Below are 18307 nucleotides of genomic sequence, written 5' to 3' on the forward strand. Positions count from 1 at the left end.
TACCCAAGCAAGAGCGGAGAATCGATGGCATCTGTGCGGCTGCAAGGCATCACCAAACAATTCGACGGCAACCCCGTCCTCAAGGGCATCGACCTCGACATCGCGGACGGCGAGTTCGTGGTGCTGGTCGGGCCTTCCGGCTGCGGCAAGTCGACCTTGCTGCGCATCGTCGCCGGGCTGGAAGACGCGGGCCAGGGCAGCGTGGAGATCGGCGGCCGGGAATGCCGCGACGTCGAGCCGGCCAAGCGCGGCATCGCGATGGTATTCCAGAGCTATGCGCTGTACCCGCACATGACGGTCGCCGAGAACATGGGCTTCGCCCTGAAGCTGGCCGGCCAGCCGCGCGCCGAGGTCCAGGCGCGGGTGGCGCGCGCCGCCGCCATCCTGCAAATCGGTCACCTGCTCGAGCGCCGGCCCAAGGCGCTGTCGGGCGGGCAGCGCCAGCGCGTGGCGATCGGCCGCGCCATCGTGCGCCAGCCCGACGTGTTCCTGTTCGACGAGCCCTTGTCGAACCTGGACGCGGCGCTGCGCGGCCAGACCCGGGTCGAGCTGGCGCGCCTGCACCGGGAGCTGGGCGCCACCATGATCTACGTGACCCACGACCAGGTCGAGGCCATGACCCTGGGCCAGCGCATCGTGGTGCTCAACGGCGGGCGCATCGAGCAGGCCGGCACGCCGCTGGAGCTGTACGAGCGCCCGGTGAACCAGTTCGTGGCGGGCTTCCTGGGCTCGCCGCGCATGAACTTCCTGCCTGGCGCCTTGGCGGGCGAGGAGGGCAGCGCCGCCCACGTGCGCCTGCCTAGCGGGGCGGTGCTGCGGGTCGCGGCCGATGTCACGCGCGCCGCGCCCGGCGCACCGGTGACCCTCGGGGTGCGTCCCGAGCACCTGCGGGTGCACGATGGGGTCGGCGTCGAGGGCGGGATTCCCGGCACGGTGGTGCTGGTGGAATTCCTGGGCGACGCCACCATCGTCCATGTCCAGGCCGACGACGTGCCCGGCATGATCGCGGTGAAGTACCGCGCCGACGAGGCGGCGCCCGAACAGGACGACCGGGTGCTGCTGGCCTTCGACCACGCCCACGGGCACCTGTTCGATGCCGACGGCGCCGCCTTCCCACGCGCAGGGCTGCCGGCATGAGCCAGGGCGGCGCGCCTGGCCGCGGCCGCCGGGCCACGATGACCGACATCGCCAAGCTGGCCGGCGTGTCGCAGTCCACCGTGTCGCTGGTGATCAACCAGGTGAGCGGCGCCAAGGTGTCGGCGCAGACGCGCAACAAGGTGCTGCGCATCGCGCGCGAGCTGGGCTATCCGGTCGAGCGCATGGGCCACCTGCAGCCGCCGCACGCGCGCAAGCTGATCGTCTACCTCACCGACGAACTCTCCACCAGCCCGCACGCCATGCTCACCATCGACGGCGCGCGCGACGCCGCCTGGGAGCACGACTGCCTGCTGTCGGTCTTCGCCACCCGCAGCGACCCGGAATACGAACAGGCGATCCTGGCGCGCGTGATGGCCGATCCCGCGCTGCTGGGCGTGGTCTACGCCACCATCTTTACCCGCGCCGTCACGCTGCCCGCTAGTCTAGCCCAGGTGCCCACCGTCCTGCTCAATTGCCATCCGCAGGACCGCCGCGAGCGCCTGTATTCGTCGGTGGTGCCGAGCGAGGTGCTGGGCGGCTTCGCCGCCACCATGCATCTGCTCGACGCCGGCCACCGCCGCATCGGCCTGGTCAACGGCGAAGGCTGGATCGAAGCGGCGGCCGAGCGCCTCAAGGGCTACCGCCAGGCCCTGTCCACGCGCGACATCCCGTTCGACCCGGCCCTGGTGCGCGAAGGCGACTGGCAGGTCGGTACCGGCCACGCCCACGCGCTGGCATTGCTGGCGCTGCCCGACCCGCCCACGGCGCTGTTCTGCGCCAACGACCTGATGGCGGTCGGCGCCCTCGAAGCGGTGCGCGAACGCGGCATGGAGGTGCCGCGGCAAGTGTCGGTGGTCGGCTACGACGACCAGGACATTGCCCGCTACACCCAGCCTCCGCTCACCACAGTGTTGTTGCCAAACTACGAAATGGGCCGCTGGGCCGCAGAAAATTTGATCGCCCAGGTCAATGGCGGGGTGCTCCGGCGCACCAGCGTGAAGATGGATTGCCCTCTGGTGGAGCGCGATTCGGTGGCCTCGCCAAGCCTGCCGCAGGCCGTTTTCCAGTCATCTTGAGTGCGCCACGGCGGTGCAATCTGGGTTAGCTTGCCATATTGGTCATAATTTATGACTAATATTGATTCCAATATCGGCAGGCCCGTCTGTCATCCGGTGGACGCAGGCACTGCCAACGTTTTCAGGAGACCTCGATGACCACGTTGAAAGTCCGCCCAGTCTGCGCTGCCGTCCTGCTGCTGTGCGCCCACAGCGGCTCTGCCGCCGCCCAGGAGTCGACTCAGGCCACGCTTGACCCCGCCGCCCAGCCGGCCGCCGGCGAGATCGCCACGGTGCAGGTCACCGGCATCCGCAGCAGCATTCGCTCGGCCGAACAGATCAAGCGCGACGCCGAGCAGGTGGTGGATTCGATCAACGCCGACGACATCGGCAAGTTCCCCGACCGCGCCGCCGGCGACGCGCTGCAGCGCATCGCCGGGGTGCAGGTGGGGCGCGACCGCGGCGAGACCAACACCGTGATCATCCGCGGCTTGCCCGACGTCGCGACCACCATCGACGGCAACGAGATCTTCACCGGCACCGGCCGCCGCCTGTCCTACCAGGACTTGCCGGTGCAATCGATCGCCGGCCTGGACGTGTACAAGTCGGCCACCGCCAACCAGTTCGAGGGCGGCATCGCCGGCGCGGTCAACATCCGCCTGCGCGCGCCCTTCGACTTCAAGGGCTACACCGTCACCGGCTTCCTGGAAAACCGCCGCACAGAAGTGGAGGGCAGCAGCGCGAGCAAGGCGAAGAACAACCCGGGCGGCGGCCTGTTGCTCAGTAACCGCTGGCAGACCGGCGTGGGCGAGATGGGCGTGCTGGTCGACCTGGCCTACAACAAGGACCACTGGGCCTTCCCGGTGCAATGGGTCGACCGCCCGGACCGCATCTTTTCGGTCAGCCCGGACGGCACCGCCATCCGCCTGAACGACGACCAGCCGATCGCGCCGCTGCGCGCGGGCGACCGCCTGGGCGAATTGCCCAACATCGGTGGCATCTACAACGCGGGCGACCGCGAACGCGGCAGCATGCATGCGGCCTTCCAGTGGAAGATCAGCCCGGCCCTCGAATTGACCACCCAGTACCTGGGCACCGGCTACCGCGGCGAGAGCGAAGTCGACTACATCCTCAACATCGCCACCTGGACCCCGCGCCTGACCAATGTGGTGATGGCCCCGGTGGGCGACTACTGCAACACGCCCAATGGCGTGATCTGCCCGATCCAGTCGGCCAACGCGGCCGCCGCGCGCTTCAACGGGCCCTACGACTGGGACCCGTACACCGCCACCAGCACCTGGGGCGTCAAGGAACGCACCGACACCCACTTCCTGAACTTTGGCCTCAAGTACCGCGAAGGTCCGCTGTCGCTCGACACCAACCTTGCCTTCAACCGCTCGGACTTCATCAACGACACCGTGATCGTCGACCAGCAGATCCCGGGCGCCAGCTCCTCGGTCTACACCTACGGGCGCGACGGCCACGGCGGCTACAACAGCGTCACCACGCCCACTTCCAGCGCGGCGCTGCGCGACCCTAACCAGTTCGTGTTGCGCGGCATGGTGCAGAACTGGGGCGAGTCGCGTGGCGAGCAGGCCCAGTTCCGCAGCGACGCCGTGTACCGCGTGGGCGACGGCTTCATCACCGCGCTCACCGGCGGCCTGCGCCTGTCCACCCGCGACGTGAGCTTCCACAGCGGCGAGCGGGCCAACGACCTGCCCAATACGACGCTGCGCGCAACGCCGGTCGGCGCCTTCGGCCCCTCGTTCCAGACCCTGGTGCCGGGTCTGGACCGCCTGGGCGGCCCCTGGTACACGCCCTCGCGCGAATTCCTGATCCACCAGGCCGACACCGTGCGCGCCTTCTACGGCCAGCCGGCCGGCCGGGTGGCGGACGATCCGATGCGCCTGTTCGAGCAGCGCGAGCGCACCGCCACCTTGCACCTGGGCGCGCGCTGGAAGGCGGCGCTTGGCTCGATCGGCATGACCGGCAACGTCGGCGGGCGCCTGGTGAAGGTCGACCGCCAGCTGCAGGGCAACCAGCGGGTCGGCAATGTCGTCACCCCGATCGACGAGGACAGCGACGAAACCAACTTCCTGCCCAACGTGTCGGCGGTGGTCAACTGGACCGATCGCCTGCAGTCGCACCTGAGCGTCGGCAAGACCCTGACCCGGCCCGAGTTCTCGCAGCTGAACCCGGCCCTGTCCCTGATCCCGCCCACCGTCAACGCGCCCGGCACCGGCTCGGCCGGCAACCCGAACCTGGCGCCGACCAAGTCGGTCAACAGCGACGCCACGCTGGAGTACTACTTCAAGGACAACGGCTTCGCCCAGGTCGCGCTGTTCCACCGCGATATCGACGGCTACCTGCAGAACTTCGAGCAGGACGAAACCATCAACGGCGTCACCTACCGCGTCAACCGCCCGCAGAATTCCGGCAAGGGCAAGCTGAAAGGCGCCGAATTCGGCATCCAGAAATTCTTCGATTTCCTGCCGGGCGTGTGGAGCGGCCTGGGCGCGCAGTTCAATTACACCTGGATCGATGGCGAAAACCAGACCCGCACCAGCTTGAACAGCGGCGCCTTTACTAGCACCCGGATGGTCGGCGTGGCGCGCCAGAGCTACAACTTCGCGCTGCTCTACGAGCGCGGCAGCTGGACCGGCCGCCTGGCCGCCACCCGCCGCGGCAAGTACGTCGAACAGATCGCCGAGCCGCGCTTCGGCCAGGACCGCATCGTCGCAGCCTCGACCTACGTCGACCTGAGCATCGGCTACGCGCTCACGCCGCACTTGTCGCTCAACTTCGACGCGATCAACCTCACCAGGGAACGCTACGAGAGCTACCTGGGCGACCCGATCCGCCCGCGCGACATCCGCTACACGCCAACCACGTATGGCCTGAGCCTGCGCTACCAGATGTGAAGGCGCCCAATCAGGAGACGATATGTTGAAGACCTACTGCAATCCGGTGTACCCGGAAATCATGGCCGACCCTTTCGTGCTGAAACACGAAGGGCGGTATTACGCCTACGGCACCGCCCCCGACGGCCCGGGCGGCGGGCGCTTTCCCGTGCTGGTGTCGAACGACCTGGTCGACTGGCATCGCGCCGGCTACGCGCTGCAGGTGGCCGGGAGCGACCATTTCTGGGCGCCCGAGGTGGCCTGTAGCGAGGGCCAGTTCTGGCTCTACTACTCGTCCGGCGACATGGAGGGCAAGAACCACCAGCTGCGCGTGGCGGTGTCAAACGATCCCATCGGCCCGTTCCAGGACCGCGGCGTGCTGCTGGTGCCGGACCAGCCGTTCTCGATCGACGCCCACCCGTTCCGCGACAAGGATGGCCAGTGGTACCTGTACTACTGCGTCGACTTCCTGGAACTGGAGGACGACCACCGTATCGGTACCGGCATCGTGGTCGACCGCCTGGATGCCATGGACCGGCTGGCGGGCCAGCCGCGCACAGTGGCGCGCCCGCATGCGGACTGGCACCTGTTCAAGACCCAGCGCGCCATGTACGACGCCGTGTACGACTGGCACACCGTGGAGGGCGCCTCGGTGCTGGTCCATGGCGGAAAATACTACTGCTTCTACAGCGGCGGCGCCTGGGAGAAGGAGAACTATGGCGTCAGCTACGTGGTGGCCGACCATCCGCTCGGACCCTTCGAGCGCCCGGCCGGCAGCGACGCGGCGCTGCTCATGCGCTCCCGCGCGGGGAACGTGATCGGGCCGGGCCACAACTCCTTCACCACCTCGCCCGACGGCAGCCAGGACTGGATCGTCTACCATGCCTGGGACACCGCCATGACCGGGCGCCGCATGTGCATCGACCAGCTGGTATGGGAGGGCGCCAAGCCCACCACGCCCGGCCCGAGCTTCACGCGGCAGACTGCGCCGTCCGGGCTGGCAGTCTAGGCGTCGACCGGACTCAAAAGCGGCTTGCCGGCAAAATGCGCGAGCAGGTTGCCGATGGCGAGCTCGCGCATCGCCAGCCGCGCTTCGACGGTCAGGCTGCCCACGTGCGGCGTCAGCACCACGTTCTCCAGTGTTGTCAAGGCCGCCGGCACGTTCGGCTCGTCCTCGAACACGTCGAGCGCCGCGCCGCCCAGGCGCTTGGACGCCAGCGCCGCCACCAGCGCCGCCTCGTCCACCACGCTGCCGCGCGCGATATTGACCAGCGTGCCTTCCGGGCCCAGCGCGTCGAGCACCGCGGCATCGACGGCGTGGCAGGTGGCGGGGCCGCCCGGCGCGCACACGAGCAGGTAGTCGCTGGCCCCTGCCAGGGCCTGCAGCGAGGGACTGCGCAGCGCCGGTTCCGGTCCGTCGCTGCGCTGGAAGTAGCGGATCTCCATGCCGAAGCCCCGCAGGCGCGCCGCCACCGCCTGGCCGATGCGCCCGTACCCGTAGATCCCGGCCACCTTGCCGCGCAGGCTGCGCGAAGGCTGGAGCGGGCGCTTGTCCGCCCAGTGTCCGGCCCGCACGTAGCGGTCCAGCGCCGGAATGCGGCGCGCCGCCGCCAGCAGCAGGGACACTGCGAGATCGGCCACGTCGTCGGTGAGGACGTCCGGCGTGTTGGTGACGACGATGCCGCGCGCGGCCAGCGCCTCCAGGGCCACGGCATCGAGCCCGACCCCGTGCACGGCGACGATTTCCAGCGCCGGGAATTGCGCGGCAAGCGCTGCATCGATCCCGGCCACGCCCGTGGTGAGCACGCCGCGCACGCCCGCCGCCTCCGCGCGGAAGAAGCCGGCCCGCTGCTCGCCCGTCATGCGCGTGAGCTTGTGGCAGGTGAACTGCTGGTCCAGGGCGGCCAGCACCGCGTCGGGCCACACTGTTCCCAGGATCGCGATAGGCGGTTTCATGGCACTCCATTGCTGTTGTCGATGAAGCATCGTACAACGAATCGCGCCGGGAGCCTGCCTACGCCTGCATGATCACGCCGCGCAGGGCGGCGAGCGGCATCGGCCGCGCCAGGTAGTAACCCTGGGCCTGGTCGCAGCGCGCGGCGCGCAGGAAATCGAGCGCCTCCGGCGTTTCCACGCCCTCGGCCACCACCGCCATGCCCAGCGCGTGGGCCATGTCGACGAAGGCCTTCACGAAGTCGACGGTGGTCGCGTTGTCGTCGGCCGGCAGCAGGAACGAGCGGTCGAGCTTGAGCACATCGATCGGGAAGCGGCGCAGGCAGGCCAGGCCGGAATAACCGGTGCCGAAGTCGTCCACCGCCAGCCTGACGCCGAGGCGCTTGAGTTCGCGCAGCATCGAAGCAGTGTGCTCGATGTCCTCGATCAGCGCGCTTTCGGTCAGTTCCAGTTCCAGGCAGCCGGGCGGCAGGCAACTTCGCGGAAGCGCTGCTCGCTCTGGCGCAGCGCCTGCTCGGCGTTGCGCTTGGCGGTGATCTCGTGGAAGTAGACCGAGATGCCGTCCGCGTTCGGGTATACCCGCGCCTCGAGCCAGACCTGGCGCGGTTCCCAGAATTCCTCTAAGGTTTCGGGCTGGCGCGTTGCCATCGCGTGCTGGTAGCGCAGCAGGGAAGGCGATTGCAGCAGGTCGGGCGCGACCTCGAGCAGCTTGCGCCCGATCGCGCTGGCCGGGTCGACGCCCACGAAGTCACCCGCCTTGTGGTTGGCGTAGGTGATGCACCAGTCGCTGTCGATGGCGAAGAAGGCGTCGCCAATGCTGTCGAGCATGCTGTTGAGCGCCGCTTCCGAGCGCAGCAGGGCGTCGCTGGCGCGCTGCTGCATCGTGACGTCGCGCGCGGTCAGGAAGATGCGCTGGTGCGGCTCGGACGAGCGCGCGGCATCGACATCAGCACCACGCGCCCGTCCCTGCGGCGCATCCGCAGCGGGATGTCGGGACGCTCCGGGTACTCGTTCTGCAGGCTGCCCTGGATGCCGAGGGCTTCTTCGCGCTGCTCCGGATGCACCACCTCGTTGTAGTGGCGTCCCACCAGTTCGTCCGGCGCGTAGCCGAGCAGGGGCAGTGCCGCCGCGTTGGCGCGCAGGATGTGGCCGGTGGCGTCGAGCACGACCATCAGGTCCAGGGCGTTGTCGATCAGCGCCGAGTTTTCTTCGGCGAGCAGGGCAGGTAGGATAGTCAAGATGGTGCAGGAAATAAGCCAGTCGCAGCGCTGAAGGCATGCGAACCTGTATGACAAGTTGAAGCGCGCAGTATATACATTGCTGATGGAAACTTATTGAACAGGATGGAAATACCACGCCTATATAGACAGGTTTCTATCCCACCTTGCCTCGCCCCGGGCTTCATTTTCCCTTGCGGTGTCCGGAAGCGAATTCCTCGATCTTCCTGGTTGGCCCCGACACGATCAGGAGGTCGGCCGCGCGGATCCGGGTCGCCGGCAGCGCGTGCTGGAAGTCTTCGTTGGCACGCTTGACGCCAACGATCGTGACGCCGAAACGCGAGCGCACGTGGGCTTCGGCCAGGGTCAGGTCGTGGGTGCCGGCCGGCGCATGGATCTTGGCGATGGCAAAACCGTCTTCGAACTCGATGAAGTCCATCATGCGTCCGGTAATCAGATGCGCAACGCGCATTCCCATGTCGGCCTCCGGGAAGATGACATGGTGGGCGCCGATGCGCTGTGCGATCTGCCCATGCTCGGGCGACATCGCCTTGACCCAGATGTCCTTGATGCCCAGCTCCGTCAACACCATCAAGCTCATCAGGCTGGCGGCAAGGTCCGAGCCGATGGCAACGATCGCGTGCGAGAAATCGGCCACGCCGAGTTGCAGCATGACATTCTCATTGGTCGAGTCGGCCTGCACCGCATGGGTCAGGCGGTCGCCCCATACCTGGACCAGGTCTTCCTTGCGGTCGATTCCCATCACGTCGTGGCCGAGGCGCACGAGGGACTGCGCAACCGCACCCCCGAAGCGCCCGAGGCCGATAACCACGACACTATCGCTGGCGGAAAATGCAAACTGCTCTGTGAAAATTCTACCCAACAATTGGATGCTCCTCGGGATAGCGGTAGGGCATGCGCCGCTCACCCATGACCAGCGACGTGGCCAGAGTGATCGTGCCTACCCTGCCAAAAAACATTAATAGCAGCAAAACCAGCTGGCCCGCCACGGGCAATTGCGCGGTGATGCCTGTGGACAGGCCAGCTGTGCTGAAGGCCGCGATGACTTCGAAAATGATCTGGTCGGTCGGGAAATCTGTCATGCGCAGCAAGGCCAGGGTACCCAGCACGATCAGGATGCTGCCGATGACCAGTACCGTCACCGCCTGGCGCTGGGCCGATGCGCCGACCCGGCGGCCGAACGCTTCGGTATCGCTGTGGCCTCTGGCCTCGGCCACCACCAGCAGGAACAGCACCGCGACGGTTGCCACCTTGACGCCGCCGGCGGTGCTGGCGCTGCCGCCGCCGATGAACATCAGGAGGTAGTGCAGCGCCCAGGTTTCCTGGGTCAGGGCGGCAATGTCGACCGTGTTGAAGCCGGAGGTGCGGGCCGCGGCCGAGATGAAGAAACTGTTCAGGATTTTCTCGCCCGCCCCGAGTGGCCCCAGCGTGCGGGGATTGCCCCACTCGAACAACAGGACCGCGACGAAGCCGGCCAGCAGCAGCACCAGCGTTCCGGCCAGGGTCAGCTTGGTATGCAGCGACCAGTGGCGCGGATCGCGCAGGCGCATGCGCAGGTCGTGCAGCACAGGAAAGCCGATCCCGCCCAGGATGAAACCGAGCAGGATTGGGAGCAGGATCAGGGCGTCGCCGGCATAGCGGGTCAGGCTGTCCGGGTGGATCGAGAAGCCGGCGTTGTTGAACGCCGAAACCGCGTGGAACAGGCCCGACCACGCCGCGTCCCGCCATGCCAGTCCGTGCCCCAGGCCCAGGCGCAGGGTCAGCACCAGCGCGATCGCGGACTGGCAGGCCAGCGTCATGTAGAGCACCAGCCTGGCCACGCTGTGCACGTCGCCCAGGCCGAGCGAACGGGTTTCGGTCTGGGTCATCAGGCGGGTGCGCAGCCGCGCCGAGCGGTTGACCATCAGGCCCAGCAAGGTTGCCGCGGTCATCATGCCGAAGCCGCCGATCTGGAACAGCAGCATGATGATCACCTGCCCGAAGGTCGACCAGTAGGTGCCGGTATCGACGGTGACCAGGCCGGTGACGCACACCGCCGAGACCGAAGTGAAGAACGCCACCAGCAGCGGCGCACCCGCCCCCCCGGGACGCGCCTGGGGCAGCATCAGCAGCAGCGCGCCCAGCACGATCACCGCCAGGAAGCTCAGGGTGACGGCGCGTGCCGGATGGAGGATTGCGTGCATGTCAGCGCTGCTGCCGTCCCACGCGCAACGGGGCGTCGTCGAAGTCCAGGGTGTCGGTGTCGGGATCGGAGGGCAATGGCGCCCCGAGGAACTTCAGCCACGCGAACCCGATCATGCCGGCCACCAGCGACGCCAGCAGGATCGCCATCTTCGACCCGTTGATCACGTCGGCCTGCCCGGTGAAAGCGAGATTGGTAATGAAGATCGACATCGTGAACCCGATGCCGCCGAGCAGTCCCGCGCCCAGCACATGGCGCCAGGCCAGGTCGAGCGGCAGGCGGCACAGCCCCAGCATCACCGCTGCCAGGCTGAACAGGACGATGCCGGCCGGCTTGCCCAGCACCAGTCCGATCAGGATGCCGAGGCTGTTCTGCGACAGCAGGTCCTGGGCCCAGCCGGCGCCGATCACGATCCCGGTATTGGCAAGCGCGAACACCGGCAGGATCAGGAAGGCGACCGGCTTGTGCAGCACGGCTTCGAGCCTGTGGGACGGCGATGCCACATCGTCCTCGAGGCTGGAAAAGGGAATGGTAAAGGCAAGCAGGACGCCGGCGATGGTCGCGTGCACGCCCGACTTGAGCATCAGGAACCACAGCAGGGCGCCGCCCAGCAGGTAGGGCCACAGGGACATCACGCGCAGCAGGCGGTTCATGGCCAGCAGGCCGGCGAACACTGCAAGTGCCCCGCCCAGGTAGGACCATGACAGCTCGGCGGTATAGAACACGGCGATGACGATGATGGCGCCCAGGTCGTCCATCACCGCCAGCGCGGTCAGGAAGATCTTCAGCGAGGCCGGCACGCGGCTGCCGAGCAGGGCCAGCACGCCGAGCGCAAACGCGATATCGGTCGCCATCGGGATGCCGATCCCGGCCTGGGTCGGGCTTGCGCGGTTGAGCATGAAGTGGATCAGTGCCGGGATGGCGATGCCGCCGGCCGCGGCCACGATCGGCAGGATCGCATTGCGGGGATCGGACAATTCGCCGTTCTGCAGTTCGCGCTCGAGCTCCAGGCCGATCAGCAGGAAGAACACCGCCATCAGCGCGTCGTTGACCCAGTGCTCGATCGACAGGCCGGCGACATACTGCTGCCAGAACCCGAGCCACGCGCTCCCCATCGGGGAATTGGCCAGGGCCAGCGAGGCGGCCGTGCAGGCGATGAGGACGATGCCGCCGGACTTGCCGGACGCGGCGAACTGCTTGAAGGTAGTGGAGAGGCGCTTTTCAATACGCATTGCGGCCCCCCCGAATCGAAGGGGCGGGAGCGGCGACGGCGAGTTGTGGTGTCATGGGCATGGACGTGATGGTGGCCGCGTGGCGGCCCGACCATCGCGCATCCTGCCGTACCGGCATGGTACGAACACCCAGCCGTTATTGTAACTGTTTCATGTCTGCATGGCCACACACGCCGGGCCGCGTCCTCCTACTCCGCGTCGGCTTCGTTCTTCATGGCCACGAAGTCGCGCTCGAACATCGCATGCAGCTCTTCGCGCGCACGGGTCGCCATCGACGCGTACTGCTGGCGGTCCTTGTAATAGGGGTAGATATCGAGCACGCTCTTGAGGTTGTGCTCGCGAAAGCGCATCGCGGCCTGGCGCGCCAGGTAGGCGCCGAAGCCCAGTTCTTCCATCACGCGCCGGCCCAGCATCAGCGCCGCCTCGAAGGTCTCGCGCTCGATCACGGTCACGCCCAGGTCCATCAGCTGGTAGTAGTGCGTCACGTTGCGGGCCCGGGCCAGGATCGGCAGGTCCGGGAACTCGGCGCGCACCGCGGCGGCCAGCTTCAGGCTGTCGTCGATGCCGTCGATCGACAGCACCAGCGCACGCGCGTGGGCCGCGCCCGCCGCGTGCAGCAGGTCGGTGCGGGTGGCGTCGCCGTAGAACACCTTGAAGCCGAACTCGCGCAGCGTGTCGATCTGGTCGGGATCATGGTCCAGCATCGTCAGCGGCACCTGGTTGGCGTGCAGCAGGCGCCCGACGATCTGGCCGAAGCGCCCGAAGCCGGCGATGATCACGTGGCCCTGGTTGGCGTCGATGGTGTCGGCCTCGCGCCGCTTGCGGCTTTGCCAGCGCGGTTCCAGCACCCGGTCGTAGAGGATGAGCAGCAGCGGCGTGGCCATCATCGACAGCGCCACCACCAGCACCAGCATCGAGGCGGTGTCGGCATCGAACACGCGCGCGGTGGCGGACGCGCCGAACACCACGAAGGCGAACTCGCCGCCTTGCGAGAGCAGGAAGGCGAACAGCACGCGCTGGCGCCCGCGCATGCCGAACGGGCGCGCCAGCAGCCACAGCACCGCCAGCTTGATGGACAGGAAAATGCCGGCCATCAGCACGATGCGCCAGGGCTGGGCCAGGAACACGCCGAAATCGACCGACATGCCCACCGCGATGAAGAACAGTCCGAGCAGCAGGCCCTTGAACGGTTCGAGGTCGGCCTCGAGCGCGTGGCGGTATTCCGAATCGGCCAGCAGCACGCCGGCCATGAAGGCGCCGAGCGCCATCGACATGTTCACCCAGGCCATCAGGAGCGAGATCGAGATGATCAGCAGCAGGGCAAAAGCGGTGAAGATCTCGCGCATGCCGGTGCGCGCGATGAAACGCAGCACCGGGCGGATCAGGAAGCGCCCGGCCAGCACCAGACCGGCGATCACGGCCACGGCCTTGAGCACGCCCATCCAGCCGGCGTCCGCATGCGAATCGGGCATGCCCAGCACCGGCACCAGCGCGATCATCGGGATCGCGGCGATGTCCTGGAACAGCAGGATCGAAAAGCCGGCCTGGCCGGCCGGGGTCGGGAGCAGGTTGCGTTCCTGCATGGTGGTCAGCGCGATCGCGGTGGACGACAGCGACAGGCCGAGGGCCGCGATGAGGGCGGTCTTCCAGCCGACGCCGGCCAGGACCGCGGCCAGCAGCAGCAGGCCCGTGACGCCCGCTACCTGCGCCGCGCCCCAGCCGAAGATCGAGCGGCGCAGCGACCACAGGCGGCGCGGCTCGAGCTCCAGGCCGATCACGAACAGCAGCAGCACCACGCCGAACTCGGAAAAATGCAGGATGGTCTCGACTTCGCGGATCAGGCCCAGGCCCCAGGGGCCGATCGCGATCCCCGCCAGCAGGTAGCCAAGCACCGCGCCCAGGCCAAGCCGCTTGGCGACGGGGACCGCGATCACGGCTGCGGCCAGGTACACCAGGGCGTTGATCAGGAGGCTATGCTCCATGGCCGCCTCCCGTGGTGGTGGCGATGCCGGCGGTGGCGGCCAGTTGCGCGCGCAGCGCCGCGGCATGATTGGTGGCGGCCTCGGCGCCGCCCGCATCGGCGCCGTAGAACACGTGCGGGGGCAGCCAGGCCATGCCGCAAGCCCGGGCGGTCTGTTCGATCGGCGCCAGGAAGTCGGCCAGCGGCCGGCCGTGCAGGCCGCCGGTCTGGTAATCGGCGGCCGAGCTGTTGCAGGCCACCGCCACGAAAGCGGTCTTGCCATGCAGGCGGCCCGGCTGCCCGGCCGCCCACTCGGGCTTGAACACCGTGTCGAACCATTCCTTGAGCAGCGAAGGCATGGCGTACCAGCCAAGCTGGAACAGGAACACGACTACAGGCGCGGCCTTGAGCAGTTCGCGCTCGCGCCGCACGTCGATGTAGAAGTCGGGGTACAGCTGGTACAGGTCCTGCACCCGCACGCCGGGCAGGCTGGCGACGGCGCCGGCCACCTGGCGGCTGATGCGCGAACGGTGCAGCGAAGGGTCGGCGAAGACGACCAGGGCGCGGAGATCGGGAGTCATGGAAGGGTCGTGTTGGAGACCGGGAGATTGTACCTTGCGAAAATGGAACTGTTGGCCTGCCGTGCGTAATGACGGTGTGTGTGGCGGTATCATAGTCGGCGACCAAGCACTACAATTGCAATTCTATAAACGAACCAGGGCCGGCATGGCGCTTCCCGATACGGCACGGTCCCGGCGTTTCGCCCTTGGCGACGGCGACCTGGGCAAACTCATCGACGAGTTCGACTGGAGCACCACCGCGCTGGGGCCGGTCGAGCACTGGCCGCCCGTCATCTGTAACACGGTGGGCCTGATCCTGCGCTCGCCGGTGCCGATGGTCACCCTGTGGGGCCAGGACGGCGTCATGATCTACAACGATGCCTACCGCGGCATAGCCGGCTGGGGCCATCCCGGGCTGCTCGGCGCACCGGTGCGCCAGGGCTGGTCCGAGATCGTGGAATTCAACGATCACATGATGAGCGTGGTGCTGGCCGGCGGCACCTTGTCCTACCGCGACCAGGAGCTGGCCCTGGGCAGCGCCGGCCAGTCCGCACAGCAGTGGTTCAACCTCGACTATTCCCCGATCGTCGACGAGGCGGGCAAGGTGGCCGGCGTGGTCGCCATCGTGGTCGAGACGACGGCGCGGGTGTGCGCCGAGCGCGCACTGGCGGCGAGCGACATGCGGTTACGCAGCTTCGCCCAGGCGATGCCGCACCAGGTCTGGGCGGCCGACGCGAGCGGCGCGCTGGACTGGTTCCGGTTGAGCATGGCGTGGTGCTGGGCCGTGTTCTTCTGTTCCTCGATGTCGGTATTGGTGCCGATCCAGCCGCTCACCCTGCCCTCGGCGTCGCGCAGGGGCACGGCGCGCTTCAGGTGCCAGCGGTAGCTGCCGTCGGCGCGGCGCAGCCGCACCTCCACCTCGAACGGGGCGCCCGTCGCGAGCGACTCGGTCCAGCGGCTCCGGACCAGGTGCAGGTCGGCCTACGGCTTTGCCCGCCAGTCGGGCGGCCACCTGGCCATCGACAGCGAGCCGGGCCGGGGCACCGTGGTCCGGGTCTATTTGCCTCGCAGCATGGCCGAAGAGGGCAGCGTGCCGAGGGCCTGATCCTACAGCCTGTGCGGGCGCGGGCCTATTCGTGCGCGCCCCGGGCGGGGCTATCATGGCTTCCTGTCTAGATAAAGAAGGAGGCCAGCATGTCGATGCAAAACGAAGGCAAGGACACCAAGGGTCGCACCTACGACCAGACCACCAAGGGCGGCAGCGGCAGCGCCGCCAGCATGGGCACGGGCGGCACCGGCGACGCCGGTTCCATGGGCGGCAAGGGCGCCGACCAGGGCAGCCGGCAGTCGGCCAGCCGGACCGACGACCTGCTTGCGGGCGACACCACCGACCAGGAAGCCGAGCAGGCGTTCAGCGGCGGCAGCAAGTCGGGGGAAGTGCGCACCGGGATGGAGGGGATCGGTAAGGCTGGTGGACGGGAATCGCCGCCGCGCAAGCCTTGAGACCGCGCGAAGCATACCAGCAGGGTGGCCGGCTTCGCCGGCCGCGCGTTCAAGCGTCGCCAGGGTTGCCACGGCGTTCGCTTTGGTCGCACGCGCGGTCGGCGGAGCCGACCACGGTAAAATCCCGCCCGGCGGCGAGCCGGTACAGCACATGGCGCGACAGCGGATGCCCGGGCGCCAGCGCCGGGTGCTCGAACGCGCCGCCCGCATCTTCCCGCATGCCCAGCTTCTCCATCACCGCACGCGAACGCAGGTTGGCCGAGACGGTGAAGGACACGATCTCGTCGAGCCGTACATCCCCGAAACCGAAGCCGATACAGGCGCGCGCCGCCTCGATCGCATAGCCCTTGCCCCAGTGCGGCGCCGCCAGGCGCCAGCCGATGTCGGTGCAGGGCGCGATTGGCAGGCCGGCGTCATGGCGCTTCAGGCCCGTAAACCCCACCAGTTCCCCGCTGTCTGCCAGTGTGAGTGCGAAGTAGCAGGCGCCGCTGGCGTCGAACAGCGCCTGCTGCGCGGCGACGAAGTCCACCGCCTGCGCCATCGTGGGAGGTGCGGGCAGGAAGGCGGTGACGCGCGGATCCTGGTTCAGTTCCCAGAACGCCTGCGCGTCGGCGGTGTCCCAGGTGCGCAGGACCAGCCGCGCGCTGCGGATCACGTCCATACGGTCCCTTTGTTGACACTCTGCATTGTCAAAGTCTTCATGGCAAGTTTCTGTGTAGAATGTAACGATGAAAGCACAGCTCACCACCAGCAGCCGGTCCTACCGTGGCCTGTCCCAGGAAGCGCGGCGCGCCGATCGCCGCGCGCGCCTGGTCGCCGCCGCCATCGCCGTGTACGGCGAGCGTGGCTACCACCAGGCCACCGTCAAGGCGGTGTGCGACGCCGCCGGCCTGACCGAGCGCTATTTCTACGAGTCGTTCGCCAACAGCGAAGCCTTGCTGATCGACTCGTTCGACGCCGTGGTGCACTCGGTGCTGGGGCAGATCACCCGCGCCGCCCAGGACGCCGGGCGCGGGCGAATCACCCGCTCGCGCGCCATGCTGCACGCCTATTTCGAGTCGCTGCAGAACGAGCCGCAGTCGGCGCGCGTGTTCCTGGTCGAGATCCGTGGCGTGAGCCGGGCGGTGGACCAGGCCTTCGACGGCGCGCTGCGGGCGATCGGGCGCGAAGTGGCGCGCATCGTGGCGCCGCCCGGAGTACCCGAGAACGCACTGCTGCAGGCCGGCGTGGTCGGCGGCGTGATCCACATCGCGCTGCGCTGGATCGAGGACGGCTACCGTCCCGGCATCGACACCGTGGTCGATTCGGCGCTGCGCCTTGGTACCGTGCTGGCCTCGGCGTCGCGGCGCCGGACCACCCCGGCGCCGCGCTAGCGGCGCTGTTAGCCGGCGGGAGTGACGATCGGCAGCTCCAGTTCGTCGATGGTCGCCTTGATGATGGCTTCGAAGGCCACCAGGTCGGTCTTCGCATCGACCTGGGCCAGCATCCGGCGCGCCAGTTCATTGGCGCGGGTGCCGTTGTAGGCCAGGACTGTCGATACGCGCAGGCTCATCTGGCGATAGAAGCTGGCCGATACCGCCAGCTTGTTGCGCACCGCCACGGCATCGTCGCCCTGCGCCCCGAGCATGATCGACATCGCCGCTTCGGCGCGCGAGATCTGTCCGTTGTCGATCGCATTGGTCCACCAGGCCAGGCCCGGGAGGTCGGCGCTGCGGTTGAACAGGTTGCGGTACACCCCATCGAGGAACATCGGGGTATTTCCGGGATATAGCTGCTGCGATTCGGCGCTGTTCGAGAACGCATCGAACACCTGGCGCACCCCCGCATTCCAGCGGTACTGCGCCGCCAGCGCGGCGGGTTCGGTCGGCGCCCGTGACAGCTTGAACTGGCGGTCCCAGAACACCATTCCGCCGACATCGGCCGGCCGGCCGAAGTAGGCGACATAGAGATGCTGGAGCGCGGCGGCGTATTCTTCGGCGGCCTGCGCTTCGGCCGTGACGGTCGCGGCGCTGCGGCTTGCCGACTGGGCGCCGGCCCGGGTATCGACGGCGTCGCCGCCGCAGCCGGACAGGACGAGGGCGCATGCGGTGCATACCGCCGCGGCGTGAAGGTAGCGGGTGCGGGACTGGGTCATCGTGTTCTCCCTGTTGTTGTCTCAGCTGTAAGTATAAGCTTGCGGGATTGCCATGGCGCACCCCACGCGTGGTGGGACTAAAAAAAGCCCGGCCAGGCCGTAATGCCGTTCAGTTAAGACTGAACGGCATTTTTATTTTGTCGTTGTAAACGTTCCGCATCGCTGTTAACCTTCGTCGCCATGTTCGACGACACCCTCCATTTCCTGGCAAATCAACTCGAGTCTCCCGATTGGGCAAGGCTGGGCGAGCATTTGCCGTATGAATGGGTCGAGCAGGCGGTCCTGAGCACGGAAGCGACGAGCATCCGACATCGACGCTTGCCTGCCGAGCAGGTGGTATGGCTTATGGTGGCCCTAGCTTTGTACAGGCACAAATCGATCAGCGAAGTGCTGGACGATCTCGGCTTGGCGATACCGGATTCACAGACGCCATTCGTCAGCAAGAGCGCTGCG

General features: G+C 67.7%; 19 protein-coding genes and 1 pseudogene. 8 read left to right on the plus strand and 12 right to left on the minus strand.

Annotated features, from left to right (window positions below):
• Positions 1–24: 24 nt before the first annotated feature.
• The 4 genes from BM031_RS21350 to BM031_RS21365 all read left to right on the plus strand — a co-directional run bounded on the left by BM031_RS21350 (position 25) and on the right by BM031_RS21365 (position 6101).
• Positions 25–1137, plus strand: a complete 1113-nt coding sequence (locus tag BM031_RS21350) for an ABC transporter ATP-binding protein (protein WP_091876570.1) — start codon at positions 25–27, stop codon at positions 1135–1137.
• Complete coding sequence (locus tag BM031_RS21355; RefSeq protein WP_229409112.1) at positions 1134–2213, plus strand: LacI family DNA-binding transcriptional regulator; 1080 nt, start codon at positions 1134–1136, stop codon at positions 2211–2213. Before BM031_RS21350 ends, BM031_RS21355 begins: the two co-directional genes overlap by 4 nt.
• A 134-nt stretch (positions 2214–2347) precedes the next feature.
• The gene (locus tag BM031_RS21360; RefSeq protein WP_091876571.1) at positions 2348–5113 is read left to right on the plus strand and encodes a TonB-dependent receptor; all 2766 of its coding nucleotides are present in this window, start codon (positions 2348–2350) and stop codon (positions 5111–5113) included.
• Between the two features lie 22 nt (positions 5114–5135).
• Positions 5136–6101 carry a glycoside hydrolase family 43 protein gene (locus BM031_RS21365; RefSeq protein WP_091876572.1) on the plus strand — a complete coding sequence of 322 codons (966 nt, stop codon included), beginning with the start codon at positions 5136–5138 and terminating at the stop codon, positions 6099–6101.
• Here BM031_RS21365 and BM031_RS21370 read toward each other — a convergent pair.
• The 9 genes from BM031_RS21370 to BM031_RS21410 form a co-directional block, all read right to left on the minus strand.
• Positions 6098–7048 carry a 2-hydroxyacid dehydrogenase gene (locus BM031_RS21370; protein ID WP_091876573.1) on the minus strand — a complete coding sequence of 317 codons (951 nt, stop codon included), beginning with the start codon at positions 7046–7048 and terminating at the stop codon, positions 6098–6100. The genes BM031_RS21365 and BM031_RS21370 overlap by 4 nt on opposite strands.
• A 58-nt stretch (positions 7049–7106) precedes the next feature.
• A complete protein-coding gene (locus BM031_RS25680; protein ID WP_307187436.1) occupies positions 7107–7517 on the minus strand; it encodes an EAL domain-containing protein in 411 nt (136 codons plus the stop codon).
• Complete coding sequence (locus BM031_RS21380; RefSeq protein WP_091876575.1) at positions 7487–7927, minus strand: PAS domain-containing protein; 441 nt, start codon at positions 7925–7927, stop codon at positions 7487–7489. The genes BM031_RS25680 and BM031_RS21380 overlap by 31 nt, the downstream gene beginning before the upstream one ends.
• 17 nt (positions 7928–7944) lie before the next feature.
• A complete protein-coding gene (locus tag BM031_RS21385) occupies positions 7945–8283 on the minus strand; it encodes a PAS domain-containing protein (RefSeq protein WP_091876576.1) in 339 nt (112 codons plus the stop codon).
• A gap of 163 nt (positions 8284–8446) precedes the next feature.
• Positions 8447–9094: a potassium channel family protein gene (locus BM031_RS21390; RefSeq protein WP_229409113.1), complete on the minus strand. Its 648-nt coding sequence runs from the start codon at positions 9092–9094 to the stop codon at positions 8447–8449.
• Positions 9095–9137: 43 nt separating this feature from the next.
• Positions 9138–10466 carry a TrkH family potassium uptake protein gene (locus BM031_RS21395; RefSeq protein ID WP_091876578.1) on the minus strand — a complete coding sequence of 443 codons (1329 nt, stop codon included), beginning with the start codon at positions 10464–10466 and terminating at the stop codon, positions 9138–9140.
• 1 nt (position 10467) lies between these two features.
• Entirely contained in the window at positions 10468–11697 is a 1230-nt protein-coding gene (nhaA, locus tag BM031_RS21400; protein ID WP_091876579.1) for a Na+/H+ antiporter NhaA, read from the minus strand.
• Between the two features lie 188 nt (positions 11698–11885).
• Positions 11886–13679, minus strand: coding sequence for a glutathione-regulated potassium-efflux system protein KefC (gene kefC, locus BM031_RS21405; RefSeq protein ID WP_091876580.1), 1794 nt, complete (start codon positions 13677–13679; stop codon positions 11886–11888).
• On the minus strand, positions 13669–14238 hold the full coding sequence (locus BM031_RS21410) for an NAD(P)H-dependent oxidoreductase (RefSeq protein ID WP_177207854.1): 570 nt from the start codon (positions 14236–14238) through the stop codon (positions 13669–13671). Before BM031_RS21410 ends, kefC begins: the two co-directional genes overlap by 11 nt.
• A gap of 313 nt (positions 14239–14551) precedes the next feature.
• Here BM031_RS21410 and BM031_RS26125 point away from each other — a divergent pair.
• A pseudogene (locus BM031_RS26125) lies at positions 14552–14851 on the plus strand (PAS domain-containing protein); the annotation flags it as partial.
• Here BM031_RS26125 and BM031_RS26130 read toward each other — a convergent pair.
• Positions 14791–15135, minus strand: coding sequence for a PAS domain-containing protein (locus BM031_RS26130; RefSeq protein WP_229409122.1), 345 nt, complete (start codon positions 15133–15135; stop codon positions 14791–14793). The pseudogene BM031_RS26125 and the gene BM031_RS26130 overlap by 61 nt on opposite strands.
• A 276-nt stretch (positions 15136–15411) precedes the next feature.
• Between BM031_RS26130 and BM031_RS21425 the strand changes: the two genes are divergently transcribed.
• A complete protein-coding gene (locus BM031_RS21425) occupies positions 15412–15720 on the plus strand; it encodes a hypothetical protein (protein ID WP_091876582.1) in 309 nt (102 codons plus the stop codon).
• Positions 15721–15769: 49 nt separating this feature from the next.
• Here the strand turns inward: BM031_RS21425 and BM031_RS21430 are convergent, their stop codons facing one another.
• Positions 15770–16381, minus strand: coding sequence for a GNAT family N-acetyltransferase (locus BM031_RS21430; protein ID WP_091876583.1), 612 nt, complete (start codon positions 16379–16381; stop codon positions 15770–15772).
• Positions 16382–16448: 67 nt separating this feature from the next.
• Here BM031_RS21430 and BM031_RS21435 point away from each other — a divergent pair, with 67 nt between their 5' ends.
• Positions 16449–17093, plus strand: a complete 645-nt coding sequence (locus tag BM031_RS21435; RefSeq protein ID WP_091876584.1) for a TetR/AcrR family transcriptional regulator — start codon at positions 16449–16451, stop codon at positions 17091–17093.
• A gap of 8 nt (positions 17094–17101) precedes the next feature.
• Here BM031_RS21435 and BM031_RS21440 read toward each other — a convergent pair whose 3' ends face one another.
• On the minus strand, positions 17102–17854 hold the full coding sequence (locus tag BM031_RS21440) for a DUF4214 domain-containing protein (protein ID WP_091876585.1): 753 nt from the start codon (positions 17852–17854) through the stop codon (positions 17102–17104).
• Between the two features lie 180 nt (positions 17855–18034).
• Here BM031_RS21440 and BM031_RS21445 point away from each other — a divergent pair.
• Positions 18035–18307 (plus strand): transposase domain-containing protein (locus BM031_RS21445; protein WP_177207855.1); only part of this gene is annotated, 273 nt, incomplete at its 3' end.

The sequence above is a fragment of the Massilia yuzhufengensis genome (genome assembly GCF_900112225.1).
Classification (GTDB): Bacteria; Pseudomonadota; Gammaproteobacteria; order Burkholderiales; family Burkholderiaceae_D; genus Telluria; species Telluria yuzhufengensis.

Bases quoted from the DNA above. Each gene is read 5' to 3' on its own strand.
- BM031_RS21350 (WP_091876570.1), top strand. From the start codon at position 25: ATGGCATCTGTGCGGCTGCAAGGCATCACCAAACAATTCGACGGCAAC.
- BM031_RS21355 (WP_229409112.1), top strand. From the start codon at position 1,134: ATGAGCCAGGGCGGCGCGCCTGGCCGCGGCCGCCGGGCCACGATGACC.
- BM031_RS21360 (WP_091876571.1), top strand. From the start codon at position 2,348: ATGACCACGTTGAAAGTCCGCCCAGTCTGCGCTGCCGTCCTGCTGCTG.
- BM031_RS21365 (WP_091876572.1), top strand. From the start codon at position 5,136: ATGTTGAAGACCTACTGCAATCCGGTGTACCCGGAAATCATGGCCGAC.
- BM031_RS21370 (WP_091876573.1), bottom strand. From the start codon at position 7,048: ATGAAACCGCCTATCGCGATCCTGGGAACAGTGTGGCCCGACGCGGTG.
- BM031_RS21380 (WP_091876575.1), bottom strand. From the start codon at position 7,927: ATGCAGCAGCGCGCCAGCGACGCCCTGCTGCGCTCGGAAGCGGCGCTC.
- BM031_RS21395 (WP_091876578.1), bottom strand. From the start codon at position 10,466: ATGCACGCAATCCTCCATCCGGCACGCGCCGTCACCCTGAGCTTCCTG.
- nhaA (WP_091876579.1), bottom strand. From the start codon at position 11,697: ATGCGTATTGAAAAGCGCCTCTCCACTACCTTCAAGCAGTTCGCCGCG.
- kefC (WP_091876580.1), bottom strand. From the start codon at position 13,679: ATGGAGCATAGCCTCCTGATCAACGCCCTGGTGTACCTGGCCGCAGCC.
- BM031_RS21410 (WP_177207854.1), bottom strand. From the start codon at position 14,238: ATGACTCCCGATCTCCGCGCCCTGGTCGTCTTCGCCGACCCTTCGCTG.
- BM031_RS21425 (WP_091876582.1), top strand. From the start codon at position 15,412: ATGTCGATGCAAAACGAAGGCAAGGACACCAAGGGTCGCACCTACGAC.
- BM031_RS21430 (WP_091876583.1), bottom strand. From the start codon at position 16,381: ATGGACGTGATCCGCAGCGCGCGGCTGGTCCTGCGCACCTGGGACACC.
- BM031_RS21435 (WP_091876584.1), top strand. From the start codon at position 16,449: ATGAAAGCACAGCTCACCACCAGCAGCCGGTCCTACCGTGGCCTGTCC.
- BM031_RS21440 (WP_091876585.1), bottom strand. From the start codon at position 17,854: ATGACCCAGTCCCGCACCCGCTACCTTCACGCCGCGGCGGTATGCACC.